Source organism: Clostridium sp. UBA1056, from assembly GCA_002316385.1.
In the GTDB taxonomy this organism is placed as follows: Bacteria; Bacillota; Clostridia; order Clostridiales; family Clostridiaceae; genus Clostridium_J.
This window is the reverse complement of the sequence record DCDL01000024.1, coordinates 178248-199822: the sequence shown is the minus strand read 5'-3', so window position 1 is coordinate 199822 and position 21575 is coordinate 178248. Positions and strand designations below refer to the sequence as shown.

The 21575-nt window shown below is 29.1% G+C and carries 20 protein-coding genes and 1 other RNA gene; 9 read left to right on the top strand and 12 right to left on the bottom strand.

Going from position 1 to position 21575, the window contains the following annotated elements; all coding sequences use genetic code 11:
- Nucleotides 1-89 precede the first annotated feature (89 nt).
- Complete coding sequence (locus B3W71_RS07960) at nt 90-1031, bottom strand: dipeptidase (RefSeq protein ID WP_346888407.1); 942 nt, start codon at nt 1029-1031, stop codon at nt 90-92.
- Nucleotides 1032-1120: 89 nt separating this feature from the next.
- Nucleotides 1121-2113: a WG repeat-containing protein gene (locus tag B3W71_RS07955; protein WP_346888406.1), complete on the bottom strand. Its 993-nt coding sequence runs from the start codon at nt 2111-2113 to the stop codon at nt 1121-1123.
- A 272-nt stretch (nt 2114-2385) separates the two neighbouring features.
- Between B3W71_RS07955 and B3W71_RS07950 the strand changes: the two genes are divergently transcribed.
- Entirely contained in the window at nt 2386-3603 is a 1218-nt protein-coding gene (locus tag B3W71_RS07950; RefSeq protein ID WP_346888405.1) for a 6-phosphofructokinase, read from the top strand.
- A gap of 74 nt (nt 3604-3677) precedes the next feature.
- Here the strand turns inward: B3W71_RS07950 and nagB are convergent, their stop codons facing one another.
- The 3 genes from nagB to B3W71_RS07935 form a co-directional block, all read right to left on the bottom strand.
- Nucleotides 3678-4421 (bottom strand): glucosamine-6-phosphate deaminase, encoded by a 744-nt coding sequence (gene nagB, locus B3W71_RS07945; RefSeq protein WP_346888404.1) that lies wholly within the window; start codon nt 4419-4421, stop codon nt 3678-3680.
- Nucleotides 4422-4718: 297 nt separating this feature from the next.
- A complete protein-coding gene (locus B3W71_RS07940; protein ID WP_346888403.1) occupies nt 4719-5108 on the bottom strand; it encodes a type II secretion system protein in 390 nt (129 codons plus the stop codon).
- Between the two features lie 287 nt (nt 5109-5395).
- The gene (locus B3W71_RS07935; RefSeq protein ID WP_346888402.1) at nt 5396-7474 is read right to left on the bottom strand and encodes a tetratricopeptide repeat protein; all 2079 of its coding nucleotides are present in this window, start codon (nt 7472-7474) and stop codon (nt 5396-5398) included.
- A 247-nt stretch (nt 7475-7721) separates the two neighbouring features.
- On the opposite strand from B3W71_RS07935, the gene B3W71_RS07930 reads away from it, so the two are divergent.
- Together B3W71_RS07930 and B3W71_RS07925 are read left to right on the top strand one after the other, a co-directional pair.
- Nucleotides 7722-7934: a peptide-methionine (S)-S-oxide reductase gene (locus tag B3W71_RS07930; protein WP_346888401.1), complete on the top strand. Its 213-nt coding sequence runs from the start codon at nt 7722-7724 to the stop codon at nt 7932-7934.
- Between the two features lie 98 nt (nt 7935-8032).
- Entirely contained in the window at nt 8033-9382 is a 1350-nt protein-coding gene (locus B3W71_RS07925) for a [Fe-Fe] hydrogenase large subunit C-terminal domain-containing protein (protein WP_346888400.1), read from the top strand.
- Between the two features lie 109 nt (nt 9383-9491).
- On the opposite strand, the gene B3W71_RS07920 is transcribed toward B3W71_RS07925, so the two are convergent.
- Nucleotides 9492-9866, bottom strand: a complete 375-nt coding sequence (locus B3W71_RS07920; protein ID WP_346888399.1) for a metal-dependent transcriptional regulator — start codon at nt 9864-9866, stop codon at nt 9492-9494.
- Nucleotides 9867-10095: 229 nt separating this feature from the next.
- On the opposite strand from B3W71_RS07920, the gene B3W71_RS07915 reads away from it, so the two are divergent.
- The 4 genes from B3W71_RS07915 (at nt 10096) to B3W71_RS07900 (ending at nt 12817) form a co-directional block, all read left to right on the top strand.
- Nucleotides 10096-10305, top strand: a complete 210-nt coding sequence (locus B3W71_RS07915; protein ID WP_346888398.1) for a FeoA family protein — start codon at nt 10096-10098, stop codon at nt 10303-10305.
- 22 nt (nt 10306-10327) lie between these two features.
- Nucleotides 10328-10549: a ferrous iron transport protein A gene (locus tag B3W71_RS07910; protein WP_346888397.1), complete on the top strand. Its 222-nt coding sequence runs from the start codon at nt 10328-10330 to the stop codon at nt 10547-10549.
- Between the two features lie 89 nt (nt 10550-10638).
- Complete coding sequence (gene feoB, locus B3W71_RS07905; RefSeq protein ID WP_346888396.1) at nt 10639-12663, top strand: ferrous iron transport protein B; 2025 nt, start codon at nt 10639-10641, stop codon at nt 12661-12663.
- A gap of 13 nt (nt 12664-12676) precedes the next feature.
- On the top strand, nt 12677-12817 hold the full coding sequence (locus tag B3W71_RS07900; protein ID WP_346888395.1) for a FeoB-associated Cys-rich membrane protein: 141 nt from the start codon (nt 12677-12679) through the stop codon (nt 12815-12817).
- 55 nt (nt 12818-12872) lie between these two features.
- Here the strand turns inward: B3W71_RS07900 and brxC are convergent, their stop codons facing one another.
- Nucleotides 12873-16403, bottom strand: coding sequence for a BREX system P-loop protein BrxC (gene brxC, locus B3W71_RS07895; RefSeq protein WP_346888394.1), 3531 nt, complete (start codon nt 16401-16403; stop codon nt 12873-12875).
- Nucleotides 16404-16638: 235 nt separating this feature from the next.
- Here brxC and B3W71_RS07890 point away from each other — a divergent pair, with 235 nt between their 5' ends.
- Together B3W71_RS07890 and ssrS are read left to right on the top strand one after the other, a co-directional pair.
- Entirely contained in the window at nt 16639-17190 is a 552-nt protein-coding gene (locus B3W71_RS07890) for a hypothetical protein (RefSeq protein ID WP_346888393.1), read from the top strand.
- Nucleotides 17191-17297: 107 nt separating this feature from the next.
- Nucleotides 17298-17489: non-coding RNA, 6S RNA (ssrS, locus tag B3W71_RS07885), on the top strand.
- Nucleotides 17490-17825: 336 nt separating this feature from the next.
- On the opposite strand, the gene B3W71_RS07880 is transcribed toward ssrS, so the two are convergent.
- The 5 genes from B3W71_RS07880 to B3W71_RS07860 form a co-directional block, all read right to left on the bottom strand.
- Nucleotides 17826-18263: a hypothetical protein gene (locus tag B3W71_RS07880; RefSeq protein WP_346888392.1), complete on the bottom strand. Its 438-nt coding sequence runs from the start codon at nt 18261-18263 to the stop codon at nt 17826-17828.
- A gap of 184 nt (nt 18264-18447) precedes the next feature.
- Entirely contained in the window at nt 18448-20244 is a 1797-nt protein-coding gene (locus tag B3W71_RS07875; RefSeq protein WP_346888391.1) for an SEC-C metal-binding domain-containing protein, read from the bottom strand.
- 191 nt (nt 20245-20435) lie between these two features.
- Complete coding sequence (locus tag B3W71_RS07870) at nt 20436-20576, bottom strand: hypothetical protein (RefSeq protein ID WP_346888390.1); 141 nt, start codon at nt 20574-20576, stop codon at nt 20436-20438.
- A gap of 4 nt (nt 20577-20580) precedes the next feature.
- A complete protein-coding gene (locus B3W71_RS07865) occupies nt 20581-20727 on the bottom strand; it encodes a hypothetical protein (RefSeq protein WP_346888389.1) in 147 nt (48 codons plus the stop codon).
- A gap of 67 nt (nt 20728-20794) precedes the next feature.
- A complete protein-coding gene (locus B3W71_RS07860; protein WP_346888388.1) occupies nt 20795-21274 on the bottom strand; it encodes a GNAT family N-acetyltransferase in 480 nt (159 codons plus the stop codon).
- Nucleotides 21275-21575 lie beyond the last annotated feature (301 nt).

The following is a 21575-nucleotide window of genomic DNA, read 5'->3' as shown; positions in this document are numbered from 1 at the left end:
TTTTCTTTTATTGTAACCTATAAATATTTTATTAGAATAGTCTAAAACTTCTATAATATAATATTAAAATTTCTATAAACTATTTCATATTAGAGAACTTCTTTTATTACTCTTAACGCATTTTTATATAGTATTTTTTCTATATTGCTCTCATGATATCCTGCTTTTTGTAATTCTATTATAAGCTTATCTATTTCTCCCATATTACTAATTTCCAAGTTCTTAGGATTAATTCCATCAAAATCACTACCAAGAGCTACTACATCTATTCCTCCAATATTAGAAATATGATTTATGTGCTTAACCATATCTATAACAGAACTTTTACTTCCTCCTTCTCTTAGGAAAGATTTTTCAAAATTAATTCCAGTTACACCCCCCTTTTCACTAAGAACTCTAATCATATCATCAGTTAGATTTCTACTGTGATTACATATAGTTCTACTATTTGAATGTGATGCTACGAAAGGTTGCTTACTATACCTTGCCACATCATAGAAACCTCCATCTGATAGATGAGAAACGTCAATAATCATTCCTAACTTATTCATTTCTTCAACGGTTTCTAATCCAAAGTTCTTTAATCCTTTATTTCTAAACTCTTCCTTACAATTTGGATAACCTATGCTATTTTCATAATTCCAGGTTAAAGTCATAAGCCTTACTCCTAAATCATAAAAATTTCTCAAGTTTTTATGAGAGCCTTCTATAGCTTCTCCTTCTTCTATAGTCAGAAAAGCTGATATTTTTCCTTCTTCTCTATTTTTGTTAATATCCTCATAATTTTTTGCTACGTTTATTTCATGATTATTCTTCTCTATCTCTTCATAAAATCTATTTAGCATATCCATAGCTCTATTAAATGCTTTAGGTTGTTCATACAAATCAATAAATAAAGCAAAAAACTGTGCTAAGGAATTACCTCTTTTTAATTTTTCTAAATCAATAGCTAAATTATTTTTCTTTAATTCCATGTCCTTATTATCGGTTAGATGTTCAATTGTATCACAATGCAAATCAATTATATTCATATTACTTTCCCCTTAACTATAAAACTATATTTTGTATTTAATTTTAGATCATAACTATATTTACTATAAAGGCCTATATCATTCACTTATTATAATATAAATTTTCCTTCTTTATTTATATATCTTTCTTTTTCATCTACTGTAACCTTGCATATTTCATCATAAAAATTATCTACTTCATCAAATTGAGGTTTTATCACCATGTCACCCTTTAAATTCACAAATCCCCACTTTTCATTAATTTCTACAGAAAATAAGCCTTCACTATACTCAAATACATTATCATACTCTATAGGTATTATTATATTATTATTTCTATCTATAAAGCCATATTTATCTTCTACAGAAACTGCTGCATATTCAGTATTAAAGTTGTCCGCCCAGCTGTATTTCCTATCAATTATAAAGTTTCCTTCTCTGTTTATATATCCCCATAAATTTTCTATTGATACAGCTGCTAGCCCATTAAAAAATTCATTAGTAAAATCAAAATCACTCTCTATCTTGGTATTAAATTTTTCATCAATGAAGATATTTTTTCCATGGAATCCCACATTAGCTAAGCCTTCATTAAAATTATTAGCGTATTCATAAATAAATCCACTGACGCATTTACCTTCCTTATTTATATACCCATATTTGTCTCCTTCTCTAACTATAGCTAATCCATTACTCTCAAACTCATTAGCTTCATCAAAGGTTGGCGATATAATCATCTTACCTTCTCTGTTTATATATCCCCATTTTCCTAACACTTTTACTGCAGCAAGCCCTTCAGTAAATCCCATTCCTTCTTCATACTTTATAGATACTACTTCATTACCATTTAAATCTATATATCCATATCTATGATCTATTTCTACTAATGCCATACCTTCATTAAAATAGTTTATATCATGATATTTTGGTTTTATTATATACTTTCCTTTCTTATCTATAAAGCCACATAATCCATCAACTTCTACAAAGCCCATTTCGTCTTCAAATTCATCTGCAAAATCAAAAGTAAAAGGGATTATTGTCCTTCCACTTTCATCTATATAACCATACTTTTCTTCTATTTCAATCGGATATATCTTCATTATTTTTCTCCTTTATTTAAATTAATATATTTTAATTAATATATGAATATTATACCATTTATACGAATAAAAAGTCTTATAATATCCTAATTAAAGGTACCCTTTTATATAGATTTAACTATTTATCCATTATTATTTCACACTTTATATATTATTAATATAATAACTATTTACTTATACTAATTGTTAGTAATTATAATTTATATTATAATTAAAAAGATGGAATAATAAGTGTAGAAATCTCTACATAATATAAAGGAGTGTTTAAGTATATGAAAAATTGTATAGTAGCTCAATCTGGTGGGCCTACTTCTGTAATAAATGCCAGTGCCATGGGCGTATTTAAGTCAAACGAAGAACTACATTATTTTGACAATGTATATGCAGGTATTAACGGTATTGAAGGTATTTTAAATGAAAATATGATAAATCTTTCTGATGTTGATAAAGACGTTATTGATAGGTTAATTTATACTCCTTCATCAGGACTTGGATCTTGTAGATATAAATTAAAAACCTATGAAGATAATAAAGAGGAATACATAAAACTTTTTGAAATCTTCAAGAAGTATGAAATTGATACCTTTTTTTATATTGGTGGAAATGATTCTATGGATACAGTCCATAAGCTTAGTAATTATGCAAAAGAGCATAACCTTCCTGTAAAATTCTTTGGAATTCCTAAGACTATAGATAATGATCTTCCTGTAATGGACCACACTCCTGGCTTTGGAAGTGCTGCTAAATTTATAGCGACTATAGCTTTAGAAAATAAATTGGATTCTAGTGTTTATAGTGCAAAGAACGTATTTGTCATTGAAGCAATGGGCCGTGATACAGGATGGCTTGCCGCTAGTTCCTGTGTTGCTACATTAAATGGAGAGCCAGTTGTAGATTTAATTTATCTTCCTGAAGTTGCCTTTGATCAAGATAAATTTTTAAAAGATGTATCTAAAAAATTGGAAGAAAAAAATTCTGTAGTTGTAGTAGTTTCTGAAGGAATAAGAACCGCTGATGGTACTTTCCTTGGTGAAATGGGCTGCACTGGTCTAGATAAATTTGGTCATGCTCAATTAGGTGGCGTTTGTGGATATATTAAAAATCTAATCACTGAAAATGGAGTTTGTAAAAAAGTAAGAGCTATAGAACTCTCAACTATGCAACGTTGTGCAATGCATATTGCTTCTCAAACTGATATTGATGAAGCTTTTAACTGTGGCTTTGCTGCATTAGAATATTCAGCTCAAGGTGAAAGTGGTAATATGATAGGTATTAAGCGTGTTTCTAGTGCTCCATATAAGTCAGAAACCTTTGCTGTACACACTTCTAAAGTAGCAAACTCTATAAAATACTTCCCTAAGGAATGGATTAATGAAGAAGGTAATAATGTAACTAAGGAAGCCTATGAATATGCATTACCTTTAATTATGGGAGAACCAAAAGTTCAATATGAAAATGGACTTCCTAAATATGCTTTTATAATAAAATAGTATAGTAGAATATAACTAATTTTACTTATTATAAAGGAGTGGTTTCTAATTTAGAAAATCACTCCTTATATAAATTAAAGTTTAACTCTTTTTTCAATAGTGGAAATAGCCTCTTTGTCTGCAATAACAGTTAAATTAGGATGTAGTTGCAATAGGGACGCAGGAACTTTCGGTGTAATTGTTCCAAAAAGAGCTGTATATAAAATGTCCGCTTTACTAGCTCCGTTTACTACTAAAAGAATTTTCTTGGCCTGCATAATGGCCTTTATTCCTATAGTAATAGCATACTTAGGCATCTCTTCAATACTACTAAAAAATCTCGAATTGGCATCAATGGTATTTTGATTTAATTTAACCTTATGGGTGGTTTTATCAAATTCTTCATTGGGCTCATTAAATCCTACGTGACCATTATGACCTATTCCTAAAAGCTGAAGGTCAATACCTCCAAAATCTGAAATTAACTTATCATATCTACTACACTCTAAATCAATATCTGAGGCAAGTCCATTAGGTATATGAGTATTATTTAATGGTATATTGATGTGCTTAAAGAAATTTTCCTTCATATAATAATTGTAGCTTTGATTATGCTCTGGTGACAATTCATAGTATTCATCTAAATTTACACTATGTACCTTTGAAAAATCAAGATCCCCCTTATTGTACCACTCAATTAGCTGCTTATATATGCCTAAAGGTGTGGAGCCAGTGGCAAGCCCTAATACAGAATCTGGGTAAAGGATAACTTGAGCAGAAATTATATTAGCAGCCTTTCTACTCATACTCTGATAATCTTCTGCTTTTATGATATTCATTTTTATTCCTCCTCTGCGCTTAAGTATAATCACAAAACATTATATATTACTTAGTCTTAATTTGGTACCTAAGAAAATTTATACCTTATTATAGCATATATTGCCTAATTAAATTATTAGACTTAATAACTTATTACAATAAAAAAAGAGTAGAAAATAAATGATCTATCTTACTATTATCTATTCTTGCCATCAGATAATATGAAAGACTGTTTAAATTCCACTCTTCTAAATTTTATTAATTATGTACTACTTTAAGATGCATTTTATGTTCTAATATCAATTACCTACATACTACTATTCTTGTGTTGATACATAATTAGGATAAAACTGTGTTCTATTAGCAGTAGTAATTTTAATTACATTGTTATTAACTGTTACAATAAAATCACTTTCCTCAGATTGTGATGTTGGAAGATTACCATCAAAATATTTATTAGCTAGTTGTGTTAAAGCATTACCTGTAATCTCTCCTGAGGGTGCTAAATTACCCTCTATTATTTCTGTCTTCACTGCCATAGCTATAGAACTAGCATTTGAAATATCTGTTTTTTGTTTTGCTTCATCTACCTTAGATATCATTGTTGGAGTTACAGCTAAAGCCAATACTCCTACTATACCCATAACCACTAATAATTCAATTAATGTAAATCCTTTTTTCTTTGCCCTATTATGTTTTTTACTCATCTATATTCCTCCTTTCTATATTTTTTATTTCATAACATTTGTACTTATATCATTTATAAACTATATTATCCATTAGATACATATTTATACATATCATTTTTACTTTTTCAATATTTTGTTAATATATTCTTTTAAGAAAATAGAAAAAGGAATCTTGCAAAATATTTTGCTATCTACTATAAAATGTTGAGCACTCACTTCAATGCTATTACTAGCGAATTCTCAACATTTATTTAAGATTAGCTTATTTGCAAAATCCCATTTTCAATTATATCTGTACTACCGTACTAATTCTCTTCTAATTTTTTGTTACACTGCTCTCTTATAAGAAAAGCTTCATCGTAATGATCATCAATAATTATAGCTTCCTCTGCACACTTTAATGCTTCTTTATACTTACAATCTTTAAAATATATCTTAGCTTTAAGCAAGTAATATCTTTCATCATCCGCAATTTCTATAGCATTATTTATAAAGGTTAAAGCCTTATCATAATGGAAATCCACTATTGCGTAAAAATAATATGATATTATATAGTAGATTTTATCTTGTCTTTGGTACAAATTAAATATTCCCATTAAAAAGCTAAGAATTTCTTTTCTTGAAAGAAATGTCTTTCTTACTGTTCCTCTGTCAATATCCTTATAGGACATTTTAAATAAATAATCTACTGCCTCTGTATATTGATATCTTCTAATATAAATACAAACCTTATTTATATTCATGTATAAATCATTAGGTTCTAGATAAAGAGCTTGTTCCATGTATTCTAGAGACTTATCATATTCTCCAATTTCAAAGTGAGTTCTAGCTAAAAGATTAAAGTATTTTCCATTATCATTTTTTAAGCTTATTGCTCTATTAAGATTGTATATGACTTCTGAATAAGAAAAACAATCTAAATTATGAACTCCAATTAAATCTTTCAAAGAGGTTTTAGAACTATTTAAAAGCCTTAATATCAATACAATAGCTCTACCTTTTCTATAATAGCCATGAGCACAATTACTTTTTATTATAATAAGCCTATCATAAATGTTAATAGCCTTATTATAATTCTCTATTACTTTATATATTGATTGGTTCTTTACAATAACTTCATATTCATCTCCTAAATCTAAGGATAAAATTTCTATATAATCATACCAAAATTCATTATCTAATTCTAAATTTATAGCTCTATTGCAGTTGTGCATTATTCCTTCACATTTATTATCTAAAGTTAAATACTCATCTGATTTTAGTCTATGAATTTCACTTTTAAGTAGTTCTGACATTCTTTTTTTATAATCATTACATTTTTCCTTATATATACCTTCAGCCTCATCCATAATTTTAATTATACATTCATAGCTTTGAACCCTTATACTATAATTACATTTTTTATCTTTAACTATAGTATCTAATACTTTTAAGCCCTCATCATATCTTTTTAATTTCATAAAAATAAACCCTTTATGATATATATAACCATAGTAATCTTTATTTTTAATACTTATGATCTCATTCAATACTCTTATAATTAGATCTACATCATTAGTTAATGAAGTTCTTTCCATAACAGCATCAATAAATTCTTTTACCTTATCATCTATGTAGTCTTTATTTATATAGTCTCTATCATCATATTCTGAGTTATTCTCTATATCATATAGTATTTTATATATATTAATCATCTCTAAGAAATAGCTATTGTCGATTAAAATATACTTACCTTCTTCTATTAACTCCAAATACTTTACATTTACATATTCAGAGCTACTATGATAATGGTCGTTTTCTTCCTCCTTAAGAATAACTTGAAGGAGTTTCATATAATTACCATAAAGGTTGTAATAATCCTTGTTCACTATATACTTATTTATATTATCTACGTATAAATTTTTTAAAACTCCCCCTAATCTAGCTAGATTTTCTCCAAATATCTCTATATCACCATAGCTACTGTAAGTAGAAAGAGTGTAGTTAAGACCTTTATAATATATTTCAAAAGCCTCCTCAAATCTATCTAGTTTTTCTAAAATCTTTCCTTTATGATTATAAATATATTCATCTACAGCTATTTCAAAAGATAAATCTATATAATAAAGTGCTCTTTCATAATCCTTTTCTTCATAATATGCAAAGGATAAAAGGTCACATACTTCATCAGTTTTATTAAAACTTAAAGCTTTCTCTAGAGCTGCAGAGGCCTCCTTCATTCTATCTAACTTAAGTAACATCTTTCCCTTTAATATATAATAATCGTAGCCTTTATCATAATCCATTCCATTTTCTAAATTTAATAGTATTTTTTCAGCTTCAATCTTAGTTATATTATTATAACTATCATATTTTTCTTCTATATTAAACTTGTTGTAATCCATAATCCCTCCTAAATATGATATAAATACTCTCTACACATATAGATTTTACCATAGATGTATATAAACCTAAATTAATAAATGATTAAATTTAGTATATTGATATATAATTAACAGCTCTCATTAATTTATAGTGGTATTTTCCATTTTTAAAATATGATAATATATAAGTAAAAGTAGGTTCTAGGAGGCAACTTTATATGCAAAATACTAATAACATAAATTATAAAATCGCAATATTTGCTGGTGGATGATTTGGTGCATGGTATCCCACTTTGACATATTAGATAGAATTCTTCCTGCATCAATCTTCTATAACGCAGAAGATTATCATCAAAACTTTTATAAAACCAACCCTATAGAATACAAAAAGACAGAAGTATATCTGGAAGAGATGAATCCATCCAAGAATATTGAGTTGATGATTATTACTCAATATATGAGGAATAATCATTATACATAGCTTTTTTCTTGGATAATTATCTCATATATAATCAATAATAATTATACTTATTGAATCTACATAATTTACTTTATTATTTTAAGATTGGATGTGCTATTATGAAAAAAGAACATAGCGAGTTATTTAAATTGCTTGTTAAGGCCTACTATGATGATAAATTAGATGATACTATTAATAAAATGTTAAAGGACGAATCCATAGATAAGGAGATATTAGCAGCAGAAATTTCTTCCTTGTGTGGAGTAAATCTCTCCTTCACTAATAACTATATGGAGGATTTAGAGAAGGCTATAAATAATTATAAATCAAATCATAAAATCGTAAATAAAATCAAATGCTGTAAAATGGATTGTAAAGTAGATTGTGATGATAAAACAAGATGTCAAGACAGTTGTCCCTTTGATGCCATTTTATATGACGAGAAACATGAAACTACCTATATAGATAATGACAAATGTACAGATTGCGGTTTTTGCGTAGAAGGATGTCCAACTGGAAGTATTTTAGATACCGTGGAATTCATACCTCTTGCTAAACTTCTAAAAGAAAATTCTACCGTAGTTGCAGCTGTAGCTCCTGCTATAATGGGACAATTCGGAGATAGTACCACTATTGAACAACTTAGAACTGCTTTTAAACACTTAGGTTTCACTGACATGGTGGAGGTAGCATTTTTTGCAGATATGCTTACTCTTAAAGAAGCTATTGAGTTTGATACTCATGTTAAAAACAGTTCAGACTTTATGATTACATCTTGCTGCTGTCCTATGTGGGTAGGCATGTTAAAGAAAGTATATAATGATTTATTGCCTCATACATCCCCTACCGTATCGCCAATGATTGCAGCTGGTAGAGTGCTTAAAAAACTAAATTCTGATGTAAAAGTAGTATTTATAGGCCCTTGCGTTGCTAAAAAAGCTGAAGTTAAATCTCCCGACTTAATTGATGATATTGATTTTGTTTTAACCTTTGCAGAATTAAAGGAAATCTTTGAAGCCTTTGAAATAATTCCAGGCACCCTTGAAGGTACGCCGTCCATGGAATATGCATCTCGTGGTGGAAGGCTTTATGCACGTACTGGAGGTGTTTCAATTGCCATAGAAGACTGTATAGAAAGAATGTTTCCTGAAAAGCACAAATGGTTAAAAGCTATACAAGGTAATGGAATCAAGGAATGTAAAGCTATATTAGAAGATCTTCAACATGGCAATATAAATGGAAACTTCATTGAAGGAATGGGATGTATTGGTGGCTGTGTAGGTGGACCTAAATCTATCGTTCCTAAAGATAATTCTAAAGCAGCTGTGGACACCTTTGCAGATAACTCTAAATATAAAGTTGCATACGATAGCCCTATAATGAATGGCATATTAGATGCTATAGGCATATATACCATTGATGACTATAAAGATGAAGACAAAACGGAAATATTCCATAGAGACTTTTAAAAAGATACTGTCTCAAAATAAACTAGCTTGTGATGAGCCTGCACTTATATTAAAGTGCAGGCTCATCAAATAAATAAGTAAATTATTTTGAGACAGTCTTTTTATATTTCTAATTTTTATTATCTGCATATAATTCTTTTATCTTTTCAAAGGCTTCATTGCTCAGTATATGCTCAATACGACATGCATCCTGATCTGCTATTTCTTCATCAATATTTAAAGTGTCCATAAGATACTTAGTAATAAGAGTATGTCTTTCATATATTTCACTAGCTTTTTTCATACCCTTTTCTGTGAGAGTTATTTCTCCACTGCGTTCCATATTTATATATTCAGCTTTCTTTAAAATGCCCATAGCCCTACTTATGCTAGCCTTTGTATAATCTAGCTCATTTGCAATATCTATTGAACGTACGGAGCCTTTTTTTCTTTGAAGCAATAAGATAGTTTCTAAATAATTTTCTCCGGATTCATGTATTTTCATAATAATCTCCTGTAAAGTTTCTTTTTATTTATTCTATCATAGGTTAATTTTTCATTCAACTTTATGAAATAGTGTTAATATGAGTTTTAATCATACATTATTTGAAAATTATTCTCATTTTCAGTTGACATGACAAGTCATTTACAGTAAACTTAGAATATAGGTTACGGAAGCTAACCCATATTTTCAAATATTAGTTAGCTTGTACATACTCAAAGGGGGAATTAATATGCCACTTACTATGGCTAAAGCTGGAGAAAAAGTTCTTATAAAAAAAATAAATGGTAAAGAGGAAACCGTAAGATTCTTAAAAAGCCTAGGTTTTATTGTAGGCGAAAGTGTAACTCTTATATCGAAGTTAGGTGAAAATTTAATTATTAATGTAAAGGATAGCCGTATTGCTATAGATAAGTCTATGGCAAATAGGATTATGATATAGCAATTATTTTAGGAGGTAAATTATGTATACATTAAAAGATGTAAAGCCAGGACAAACTGTTACAGTAACAAAACTTCAAGGGGAAGGTGCTGTAAAACGTAGAATTATGGACATGGGTGTTACTAAAGGCTCCTCTATCTTTCTTAGAAAAATAGCCCCATTAGGTGATCCTATCGAAATAACTATTCGAGGATATGAATTGTCTATTAGAAAAGCTGACGCTGAAAGAATATTAGTTGAATAGCTTTTAAATCTATACTTTTCACAGAGTTAAAGCTCTGTATATTTTTTATTATTCAGTTAGCGTAGGCTAACATTTAAGGGGGAATTAAAATGGGTATAAAAATAGCTCTTGCTGGAAACCCAAACTGTGGTAAAACCACTATATTCAATGAACTTACTGGTAGTTCCCAATACGTAGGAAATTGGCCTGGAGTTACCGTTGAAAAAAAAGAAGGAAAATTAAGAGGACATAAAGATGTAACTATAGTTGACTTGCCAGGTATTTATTCTTTATCGCCTTATACTTTAGAAGAAGTTGTTACTCGTAACTTCTTAATCGATGAAAAACCAGATGTAATTATTAATATAGTTGATGCCTCAAACATTGAAAGAAATCTGTATTTGACAACTCAGCTTGTAGAACTTGGAATTCCTGTAGTTATAGCTTTAAATATGATGGACGTAGTAAATAAAAACGGCGACATTATAAATACATCAAAACTTTCTAAACTACTTGGGTGTGAAGTGTTAGAGACTTCTGCAGTTAAAGGCAAAGGTTTAAAGGAATTATCTGATAAAGCTATAGAGATTGGTAAAAAGAATCCAAAGGTTACTCTACTTAATACCTTTAGTAAGGATACAGAAAATCTTTTAAGTAATATAGGAGATTTACTAAAAGATAATTCCTTAATTAAAAACCCACGTTGGTTTTATGTTAAAATCTTTGAAAGAGATGAAAAGGTTCTTGATTACTTAAAATTAGATGACAATACAAAAAGTAAAGTTGATTATTTAATAAAAAGTTATGAAGATACTCTTGATGACGATGCAGAAAGTATTATTACTACTGAACGTTATGACTATATAGGTAAAATAACTACTTCATGTATTGAAAAGAAAAATAAATCTACTTTAACTACTTCAGATAAAATTGATAAGATAGTTACTAACCGTTGGCTTGCTCTTCCAATTTTTGCACTTGTAATGTTAGGTGTATATTACATTGCCGTTACTACTATTGGAACCATTGCTACAGATTGGGTAAATGATACTCTATTTGCTGAAATCATTCAAGGTAATGTTTCTAACTGGTTAATGGACATGCAAGTTGCTGACTGGTTACATGGACTAATTGTAGATGGTATTATTGGCGGAGTTGGTGCCGTTCTTGGATTTGTTCCACAAATAATGGTTTTATTTTTCTTAATATCTCTATTAGAAGATTGTGGTTATATGGCTCGTGTAGCTTTTATCATGGATAGAATCTTCCGTAGATTTGGTCTTTCAGGTAAATCTTTCATACCAATGTTAATAGGTTCTGGTTGTAGTGTTCCTGCTGTTATGGCAAGTAGAACAATTGAAAATGATAAAGATAGAAAAATGACTATAATGCTTACCCCATTCATTCCATGTAGTGCTAAATTACCAGTATTTGCACTGCTAGCTGGTGCTTTCTTCCCTGATCAGCCTTGGGCTGCACCATCAATGTACTTCTTAGGTATAGCAATGGTTATACTATCAGGTATTATTCTTAAGAAAACTAAGTTATTCAAAGGTGAGCCTGCTCCATTTGTTATGGAACTACCACAGTACAGAATACCTAGCTTAAAGGGTCTTCTTATTCACATGTGGGATCGTGGAAAAGCCTTCATTATTAAAGCAGGTACAATTATATTTGTAGCTTCAGGTACTATATGGTTCTTACAATCCTTTAGCTGGTCTCTTCAAATGGTGGAAGCACAAGATAGTATATTAGCTTCTATAGGAAATGTAATAGCTCCTATCTTTGCACCTTTAGGTTTTGGTAACTGGCAAGCTGCCGTTGCTACTATAACTGGCTTCTTGGCTAAAGAAAACGTGGTTGCTACCTTTGGAGTTCTCTTCGGTCTAGGTGTTGAGTTAACTGAAGCTGATCCAAGTCTAGTTTCAACTATGGGACAATTATTTAATAGTGTTAGTGCATATGCTTTCATGGCATTCACTCTTCTAGCTGCTCCATGCTTTGCTGCTATAGGTGCTATTAAACGTGAAATGGGTTCTTGGAAATGGACATTTATCGCTTTAGGATATCAAACTGGTTTAGCTTATATTGTTGCTTTAATTATATATCAAGTTGGACGTTTAATCTTTCTATAAAGGAGGTGTTACTATGTCAACATTTTTAATCGGTTCTGTAGTTATAGGTGTAATGATCTTAGTAGCAATAAAACAATTCAAAAAACATTCTAAAGGTGATAGTTGTGGATGTGGATGCTCAGGTTGTTCACAAGCCAATAAATGTCATAAATAATACAATAATATTTAAAAATAAAAGCTGAGGAAACCTCCTCAGCTTTTGTATTTTTCTAAACCAAACTTATTATTGTTTCTCCCTTTAACTCTTCTATGAGCTTCTTTTTCAGTTCCTCTACTATTAGATTAATATCCTCTTCACTTTTAATCACCCTTTGATCCTTAACTAATTCTCTCACACTAAGTAGCTTAGTTGTATTTTCTATTCCAGCTTCTTTTGCAATTTCACTTATCCATTTTAGTTTCAGCTTCTCTGCAAGATCTACTGTAGCTAAAATAACAGCAAAACTACTTGATTGTTCAGTTTTATTAGTAAGGCCTTTAAAATCCCTATGAATTTCATCTATAAACTTATTACTGAAATCATATTCTTTCAAAATTTCTATAACTTCTTCACTACAGCTCTTAATAAATTCTAGTACTGGAATTCTCTCTTTTTTAAGCATATCTAGAATTGTGTCATTATAGCTTTCTATAAGTATAGATATCTGTGGAATCTTGCTATAAGGCTCCCTCATTCCTATAATGCTTTGAAGCTCTTTTATTATATTTTCTATATGAGCATTATCTATAAACTCTCTATTTTCTTCATAAGCGCTAATAATCTTTATTGCATCATTGAAACTCATTAGCTGCTCCCCACTTGTATTAAGGTCTATTTCGTTATTCTCTTTTTTATAGAAAAAGTCCTTAACATTGTCTATGTGATCTACATAATCTAGAAACTCTTCCTCTAAATCATAAAGATACTTGAAAAATTCTATTGTATCTTCTACATTAAGCATATCTTTAAATAACTGCTTCCCTAATTGTACTGCTTTCTTCCCTGGATAACTCACATTATAATCATAATTCATAATTATATGTTCAATTATATTTAATTCCTCTTTACCTAGTTCTTTAAACTGTTTCATGATTTCATCTTCATTACCAGATATAGTGGATATTCCAAATAAATCTTTAATCAGCTCTTTTGCTACTTGTATATATTTTATATTTATATTTTTTTTACTTTTTAATATGAGTTTATCTTCATAAGATTTATCCATAACACATTCTAATATATCTTTATCAGTAAATAGTCTTCTATTATCATAAAAAGCCTTTATATATTGTCTTTTAAATAAGGAAACTACTACTCCTTTTATATCCATGACCTTCCAACCGTAAGGCGGATTAGAAAACTTAGCCAATATGTGCTTCATTGTTATTTGAAGATTCCTTTCACAGCTAGCTTTTATATAATTATTCACTTCATCTACAGCTAAGCTATTAGCCTCAGTATCTTCTTCACCTCTTTGTTGGTTGTCATAAGAATTTACTAACTTATGAAGCTCTTTACTATTATCTATAAATTCATTTATATAATTTAATTTATTATATGTAGAATCTACTAAAACTCTTAACCCTTCATTGATTCTACTTACTCCACTTTGGTGCTTTATATTTAAGAGAGCACCACTTACATATATATCAGATTCTTTCAAAGCTTCCTCTATTAAAAACTTAACTCGTTTTAATCTATCTTCTCTTTCTCTACTTTTTTTAACTTCAATAGCTTCTATAATAGCAGTTGACTTTCTACTTTTCTTAATCCTTAAATAAGCATCTATCCTTAGCATATTCTCTATTTCTTCTAAGTAACTATCATTCTTTGATATGTCTACTATTACATTGCTTTCCACATCAGATAATTGCTTAAGCTCACTTTTTCTAGCATCTTCAGCTAAATTATAGTTAGCAGTTATCAGCTTAACTCCTATAGAGCTGGATTGTGGGCCTTTTCCCATATCATCTATGATCTTATTAAAACTAAACTTATATCTCTTAGAATATGTAAACTTAGATTCTTCATATATATCATCAAAAATTATATCTCTTATTCTTTGAGTAATTTCTCCACTATCAATTTGCATATTTTTTATTTCCTTATTTATCTCTTGCTCATGGATAGTTAAAAATACATATTCATCTCCATTTTTCTCAACTAGCGTTTCTACGATAAGCTTATTTAGGGATTCTTGTAATCTCTTTTTAATATCTTTTTTTGAAGCCGCTATGTTATCTACTAAAAGAGTAGCTAAATTTTCTATATTAGACTTTATTTCTTTAACATACTTTATAAGAAATAACAGTTTAAGCACTTTCACGTCAAATGCATTTAATCTTTCATTATCTTCAGCAGAGTTAATAACTGATCTAACAGAAGAATCTAGAGAACTTTCTACGGTACTATAAAAAGCTGAAAATGGAACTAAAATGCCTATTCTTTCATTCATATATTCCACTGCCACCTGTTGATATGCTCCAAGTAAGCTTCTTTCTCCTTTTGATAAGCTCCTCCCAGCTACTCCATGTTCTCTTACTCCATTAAAGACAGCTTGTAATAAGTTAAACTGATATGGAACAAAGGGATAAACCTCTACAAAATCATCACTATTCCTATAGAATTTCATTCCAATAAAATCCGTAGTAAATGTTAAAATATTTTTTATAACAGATTTCTTTTCGTCATATAAATTCTTTAGCTCACTATCTGCATCGGGAGTTTTTCTTAAAATACGCTTTTTAATAACTTCATCTACATTGGCTGAAGATAAGGATAATCTAGTATTAAATCTTCCCTGAATTTTAGAAAAGTCATTCCCCTTAGTCTTAGTGAACTCATTTAAATCCTCTTGAGCTGTAACTATAACCCAACATCTACCTTCACACTTATTACCTAAATCCTCCACCACCGTTTGTAGGTTTAGCATAAACTGAGTATCTTCTCCTATGTATTGGCCAATTTCATCTATTAAAAATACTATATGATGACTCTCTCCCCTTAAATCACAATACTCCTTAACCCTTGAAGCAAACTTATCTATACTTAAAGAGTAATTCTCTTCACATTTACTGTACCAATTTCTTGCAGCTTCTTTACTCATCTTAGTAGTTTTTGATAAAGCTTCTATTATGGTATCCTCTTCATAGTAAAAATCTTCTCTAGCCTCAGTCCAAGACTTATTTGATATCTGTTGAAATTTATTTTTAAACTCCTCATATACTCCATCTTTAGTCATCTGCCTTTCGATATCTGCAATCCAAGGCATAGAGCTACAAAATCCCTGCATCTCATTAAATACTTTATTTAATACATTAACAATAGCATCCTTATTGAATTTTGAATTAGAGTCAGATTTAGAATCTATATTAAAAAGAATAATATCAGTTGATATAGACTTAACAAGTTCCATATTATTAAGGGTAGAATCCTGCAATTCTTTACTATAAAAATAATCTACAGCACTTTTATTTTCTATGGTTTTGTTAGATAAAAGATAGGATAAAATCTTTAGAAAGTGAGATTTACCACTACCAAAAAATCCTGAAATCCATACCCCATTTTTATCAGTATCACTCAATATGCTTTTACTGTAAGCTTTAAAGAATTCATCTAAATGCTTATTTAATTCTCCAGTAACCACATATTCCTCTAGCTCCTGCTTTATATTTTCTTGATCACATTGACCTACTTTAATTACTCCTTTAATATTCCTATTAATTTCTTTTCCAAATAAATCCTTTACCTTTATACTCATCTTTTCCCCCTGGTTACTATTACTTATTCCTAGACCTAGGTTATAAATAGGCTTTGTATTATAAGCCTTCTGTAAACTTGCTTTAATATTATACCATAATGTAAGGAACTGTAGACATAATTGAAGTAGTAATATCTTATTAGAGCTTTAAAACTTTTATTGATTAACATAAAAATATATCATATAATGGGATAAAGTGGTATCTTATATCATATAAATCAGAGGGGTGAAATAAATGATTGAAACTGGGCTAAATAAATTATTTTGGGGTTTTTTATTTATTTCTATTAATTTCAGGATTTGTGGCATTGACATATTTCCAGATGTAATTGGTTATATATTATTTGCCCTTGCCTTTAATCAGCTTAAAGAAAATAGTGAACATTTTTCAAAAGCTTCAACTTTTAATATCTTTATGATAGTAATATCTATTTTTTCAATATATGAAGCTCCAAATGCAAATGGTGGAATTAACTTAGGATTTTTAGGAATCCTTAGTATACCTATGGTAATATCATCCTTTATCCTAACTTTATTAGTTGTATATAACTTATTCATGGGAGTAAAAGAATTAATGTCGACCTATAATAAGTATACCTTAGCAATAGAAGCTGAGGAAAGATGGAAGCAATATATAGCCTTAATCATTGCCACTGCAGTAGCTTTTGCAATAATCTTTATTCCTGTATTAAATATTATATATTTGCTAGGATTGTTTGTTTTTAGTATAGTGTTTTTAGTAAAAACCATGAAGTTTATTTTTAATTGTAAAGAAAGTTTTAGATAATATTTGAAATTAAGAATTAAATTACCACACATCTATCTCTTGCATGCCGGTTTCAAATATGATATTATAATCTCATAACAAAAGAATAAATAATTATTCATCGTTTATAATTTCTGAAATATGCGTTAAGCTCTTATTTTGAACCTACATTTTAATTTAGGGAGTTCAATATTTAAATGGAGAAATGTACCTTTCTGTGAGTCCTTTTAAGGCATTAAAGGCGATTGAAGCATTTGTGAGGGCACCCACCTATCGGAGGATAGGGATCAAAATCAGAGTACCGGTATTTTGGATTTTTATTTTGCAATGTAAGCCAATACTTAATAATATTAAGTACTGGCTTTTTAGTTTTTTGTTTATTATTAATCTTTATGGCTTAAGCCATGTGGTCATATCCTTTACCCCAATAACCTTTCAAAAGATGCTCAGGTTCTCCAAATTTCTTTTTTCATATCTTTGCGCATTAGTATCTGCTATCTGAACAAAATTTTTCTATTTTTGTTACTTCTGTATTATGTGCAATATTAGCCTAAAAGTTTTCAAGTATTTCATCTATTTCCTCTTCTATTCTATTGCATTCAATAATATTATTTAAAGGTTCTATTAACTCCATTCTATTTAACTGCTTATGCATTTTATTTCTCTACCCTGATTATCTTAATATTAAAAGGCATAATCAATTGTACTAAAGGTTCAGCTCCACCATATGGATATGCCCAAGGTTCAAAGTATAATCTACCAATGCCACTTTCCACAACTTCACAACCTATAATTTCATATTCCCCTGTAATAATTGCATCAATCACAGATTCAAAATCCCATGGTGAATTTACTAAATATAAATTTCTTTTCTCCTCTGTCATAGAGTAATACTTTTCCCAAAACTCTTTATTTTCTTCTTCTGTAGGCCACCAATAATAATTAATTTCATCTTCACTATAAAAGTCTAATATTGAAATATCATCACAATTTAATTCCTCTAAATCCTTCTTATCTTTTATATAATTAATTAAACTCGAAATTCTTTGAAATACAAATTCATCATTATAACTAAATTCAATAAAGAAGTTCATTGTATTCCCCCAATCTTTAACTTTTGTCACTATTTATTAATTAACTTGTTTTCGAGATAAATATATAATTTAAAACCTATGTCTTAATTATCTTATAATAGATTTTAAAATATAGATAGACTAAAAGCCTATCTATATCTATAGTTCTTCTATTTTATCTACAAAGATTTTCCTTCTTCAAGTTTTATTTCTTAGATTCACAGCACTTCTTGTACTTTTTACCGCTTCCACAAGGACAAGGATCATTTCTTCCAACCTTAACCTTCTCTAAATTAGATCTCACTGAATTATTTTTTTCAGCTTCAGTATAACCATTATATCTCCATGCTGGAATTTTTTTCATCACTTCATCTAAAGCATGGATTATTTCACTTTGAAGATACTCTGGTGCTGATAATTCATCAAGAACCTTATTAATTAAATTTTCTCTTCCTTCTAATTGATATGTCTTATATAAAAACTCCAGTAAATTCTCTAGACCTTCTCCTGAAATATCATAGTTTTCTTTAATAACTTTCATAAATGCTCTGTAGTTACTTTTATCTCCTACATAATATGCTCTACTAGCTTTAAGTAATTCACTTCTTGTATATCTTTTATAAGCATCTTTTTCTGCTAATAATTGAAGTTCTTCTAGTTCTAAAATATTGTCTATAAAGATATTTATTCCAAATCCATCCTCATAGATATAGTCAGCATAAGTTCTTTCACCTATAGCTAGAATCATATCTAATTCCTCTAAGTCTAAATCTATCTTTGAATCTTCAGGTAATCTTTCCATGAAATCTTCTATAGAAACACTTCCATAGTAATAAAGCATTCCCCTAAACAACTTTATTATTTCATCATTTCTATTTGTAGACTTCTTATCTATTTCCGGTATAACTTGAAGAACTTCTTGTGGTGCACATAAATATAATTCGTCTTCCTTTTCAGCAATATATAACATCCCTATATCTTCCATAAAGATAAAGCTTTCAGAATAATCTTTATTACTACTTAAAGGAAGAATTCCCTGACTTCTTAATACTTTTTGTAAATAATCATAACAGTTACCATTTATATATTTTAATATATCTGAAATTGCTTCTTTATAATCCATGGCAATTTTATCAATTAAAATTTCCTTTTTATCCGTTGATTTATAGCTGATGTTTAAGGCATTCATTAGTTCTTTTAAAGTGTCTTTTGTTTCAATCTTTAAAAGTTCCTTCAAATCATTAGAGCATTCTCGTTTCATTGCACGTTTTGCTGCTTTTTCAACTTTTTCAAAAATAAATTCATCTATTAACTCTGCTGTATCTTCCTTAGAAAACCCTTCTGTTTCTTCTAAACTACTCCTAATTGCTAGCTCTATATTATTTTCAAATTCAGTTTTATTTCCTGGTAAATATTTACTTTCACTCTCCTTGAAGCCAATGTATCCACAGACTCCATCTCTAGGGGAATTAGTATATTCTCCATTTCTACGACTATGATTTATCTTATTATTTCTAGCTAAAATTTCTATGGAGCTTGAATTATACACAGTCTCAAACTTATCTACTACTTCTATTAAAACTTCTGATGTACTGCCAAAATCATATAAATACTTAATTTTGCTATTGATATATAAAATATTCTTTAAATAGAAATCAAAGCTTTCTTGTTCTACCAAAACTGATCCTTCAAGAGCTCCATCACAAGCATATGTAACACCATCTATATTAAACTCACTTAAATGCCCACAACACTCCATCCATATATCCCTTAAGAATGTATCAAGTGCTCTTAATGTTAAATTAACATCAATAGTTATGTATATATAGTAAGTTGATGGATCATACTTATCTGTTATCTTTAAAATAAATTGTTCTTTTGTCTTCTCAGCTTCTTTCATTGATTCTTCTACTATGTTCTTTCTACTCTCACAAGTTAATATATGTCTTTTAGCGCTTCTATTTGTAATCTCTTTATTACATAAATAACATTTTCCTTCCATTTTTTCCTCCTAATGTTCATTAATATCCTACTTAGCTAAATATAATATTTCTTCAAAACTAGTTTATTTTTCACTTAATAAAGTATAACATAAGCTAATGATAATTTTAATATCATTAGCTTATGTTAATAAGTGTTCTGTATTATTACTCATATATCTTAAAAATATATTTCCTTTACTGTCTCTTTACATTACTTTTTTAAAAATAAATCTTTTCTCTTTAAACCATTTGCTCTAATAGCCTGTCTCCATCCTAGTTCTCCAGAAAGTTTATAAGCAAATCTAGGAAAGTTTTCTGTTATAAAGACATTATCTCCTGATGTATCTGCCAATATATTATTTGAAAGCTGCTAATGCTTCTCCTAAATTTTTCTTAGGTCCATGCCCAACTGTGACATTCTTTAAGGAAGGTAGCATTGCACCAGCACCAATCCAAATGCCTTGTCTCCATTTAATTTCTGCTTTTTCACACCAGTTTTCCATAATTTCAATTGCTGCTTAATTTTGATAGCCTTCATAAAATCCACAGTTTACTAAAATTGCTAACATACTATAAGTTTAGTTCCATCCTTCTGTTTCTTGTGGACATTCCCATGGCTTCATAAAATTTAATTGCATTCTTATTAAATTCCCATACAATTAACTGTAATGATAATGCTCCCTGTGATTTTGCATAATCTTTTACATATTCAAACAACAATTTACCAATGCCCTTCTTTTTTTCACTAGCTTTAACACAAAAATCCTCTATATAGGCAAAGGTCATAGGAATAAGTATCTGAATATTTCTATTAGCCATGATTCTTACAATACTATATGCTAGTAATTCCTTATTACTCATATTTTCAACTACAAATAACTTTGTATCACTAGCATTCAATAACTCCTGAAGATAATCTTCACCTAAAGGGATATCCACATCTACATAAACATCTGGTCTGTTTTTAACGTGTAACTTATGTACTTCTGCAACTAAAGCATTAAGCTCTATATAATCCTTCATATTTGCTTCTCTTATTTTCAAATTCATAAAAACTCCTCCTGAAACTTTCCTATAGTTAAGGTTAATATTGATTATTATAAAACAATTTAAGAGGTATGCATTATGGCCTCTTAAATAAGCCTATCAGCTATATTTTATAGTCTTAATCCATATACCTTAAACTTCTATTATCACGAAGAATAATAAATCTTTTTACCTACTATTCTTCTGGACTCTTTAAATACAACAATTTCTCCTTCCATAAATTTTTATAAAAATCCCTTTATTCTATAACTAACATGTATGTAGTTCTATCTGAAATTAGCCAACTTTTTAAAATTTTATCTAT

What these genes read in the sequence shown, in the direction of transcription:
- B3W71_RS07950 (WP_346888405.1), top strand. Translation starts at nt 2,386, where the DNA reads ATGAAAAATTGTATAGTAGCTCAATCTGGTGGGCCTACTTCTGTAATA.
- B3W71_RS07910 (WP_346888397.1), top strand. Translation starts at nt 10,328, where the DNA reads ATGTATACATTAAAAGATGTAAAGCCAGGACAAACTGTTACAGTAACA.
- nagB (WP_346888404.1), bottom strand. Translation starts at nt 4,421, where the DNA reads ATGAATATCATAAAAGCAGAAGATTATCAGAGTATGAGTAGAAAGGCT.
- B3W71_RS07880 (WP_346888392.1), bottom strand. Translation starts at nt 18,263, where the DNA reads ATGAACTTCTTTATTGAATTTAGTTATAATGATGAATTTGTATTTCAA.
- B3W71_RS07930 (WP_346888401.1), top strand. Translation starts at nt 7,722, where the DNA reads ATGATTTGGTGCATGGTATCCCACTTTGACATATTAGATAGAATTCTT.
- B3W71_RS07940 (WP_346888403.1), bottom strand. Translation starts at nt 5,108, where the DNA reads ATGAGTAAAAAACATAATAGGGCAAAGAAAAAAGGATTTACATTAATT.
- B3W71_RS07875 (WP_346888391.1), bottom strand. Translation starts at nt 20,244, where the DNA reads ATGGAAGGAAAATGTTATTTATGTAATAAAGAGATTACAAATAGAAGC.
- B3W71_RS07890 (WP_346888393.1), top strand. Translation starts at nt 16,639, where the DNA reads ATGATTGAAACTGGGCTAAATAAATTATTTTGGGGTTTTTTATTTATT.
- B3W71_RS07915 (WP_346888398.1), top strand. Translation starts at nt 10,096, where the DNA reads ATGCCACTTACTATGGCTAAAGCTGGAGAAAAAGTTCTTATAAAAAAA.
- B3W71_RS07935 (WP_346888402.1), bottom strand. Translation starts at nt 7,474, where the DNA reads ATGGATTACAACAAGTTTAATATAGAAGAAAAATATGATAGTTATAAT.
- B3W71_RS07955 (WP_346888406.1), bottom strand. Translation starts at nt 2,113, where the DNA reads ATGAAGATATATCCGATTGAAATAGAAGAAAAGTATGGTTATATAGAT.
- feoB (WP_346888396.1), top strand. Translation starts at nt 10,639, where the DNA reads ATGGGTATAAAAATAGCTCTTGCTGGAAACCCAAACTGTGGTAAAACC.
- B3W71_RS07960 (WP_346888407.1), bottom strand. Translation starts at nt 1,031, where the DNA reads ATGAATATAATTGATTTGCATTGTGATACAATTGAACATCTAACCGAT.
- B3W71_RS07925 (WP_346888400.1), top strand. Translation starts at nt 8,033, where the DNA reads ATGAAAAAAGAACATAGCGAGTTATTTAAATTGCTTGTTAAGGCCTAC.
- B3W71_RS07900 (WP_346888395.1), top strand. Translation starts at nt 12,677, where the DNA reads ATGTCAACATTTTTAATCGGTTCTGTAGTTATAGGTGTAATGATCTTA.
- B3W71_RS07865 (WP_346888389.1), bottom strand. Translation starts at nt 20,727, where the DNA reads ATGGAAAACTGGTGTGAAAAAGCAGAAATTAAATGGAGACAAGGCATT.
- brxC (WP_346888394.1), bottom strand. Translation starts at nt 16,403, where the DNA reads ATGAGTATAAAGGTAAAGGATTTATTTGGAAAAGAAATTAATAGGAAT.
- B3W71_RS07920 (WP_346888399.1), bottom strand. Translation starts at nt 9,866, where the DNA reads ATGAAAATACATGAATCCGGAGAAAATTATTTAGAAACTATCTTATTG.
- B3W71_RS07860 (WP_346888388.1), bottom strand. Translation starts at nt 21,274, where the DNA reads ATGAATTTGAAAATAAGAGAAGCAAATATGAAGGATTATATAGAGCTT.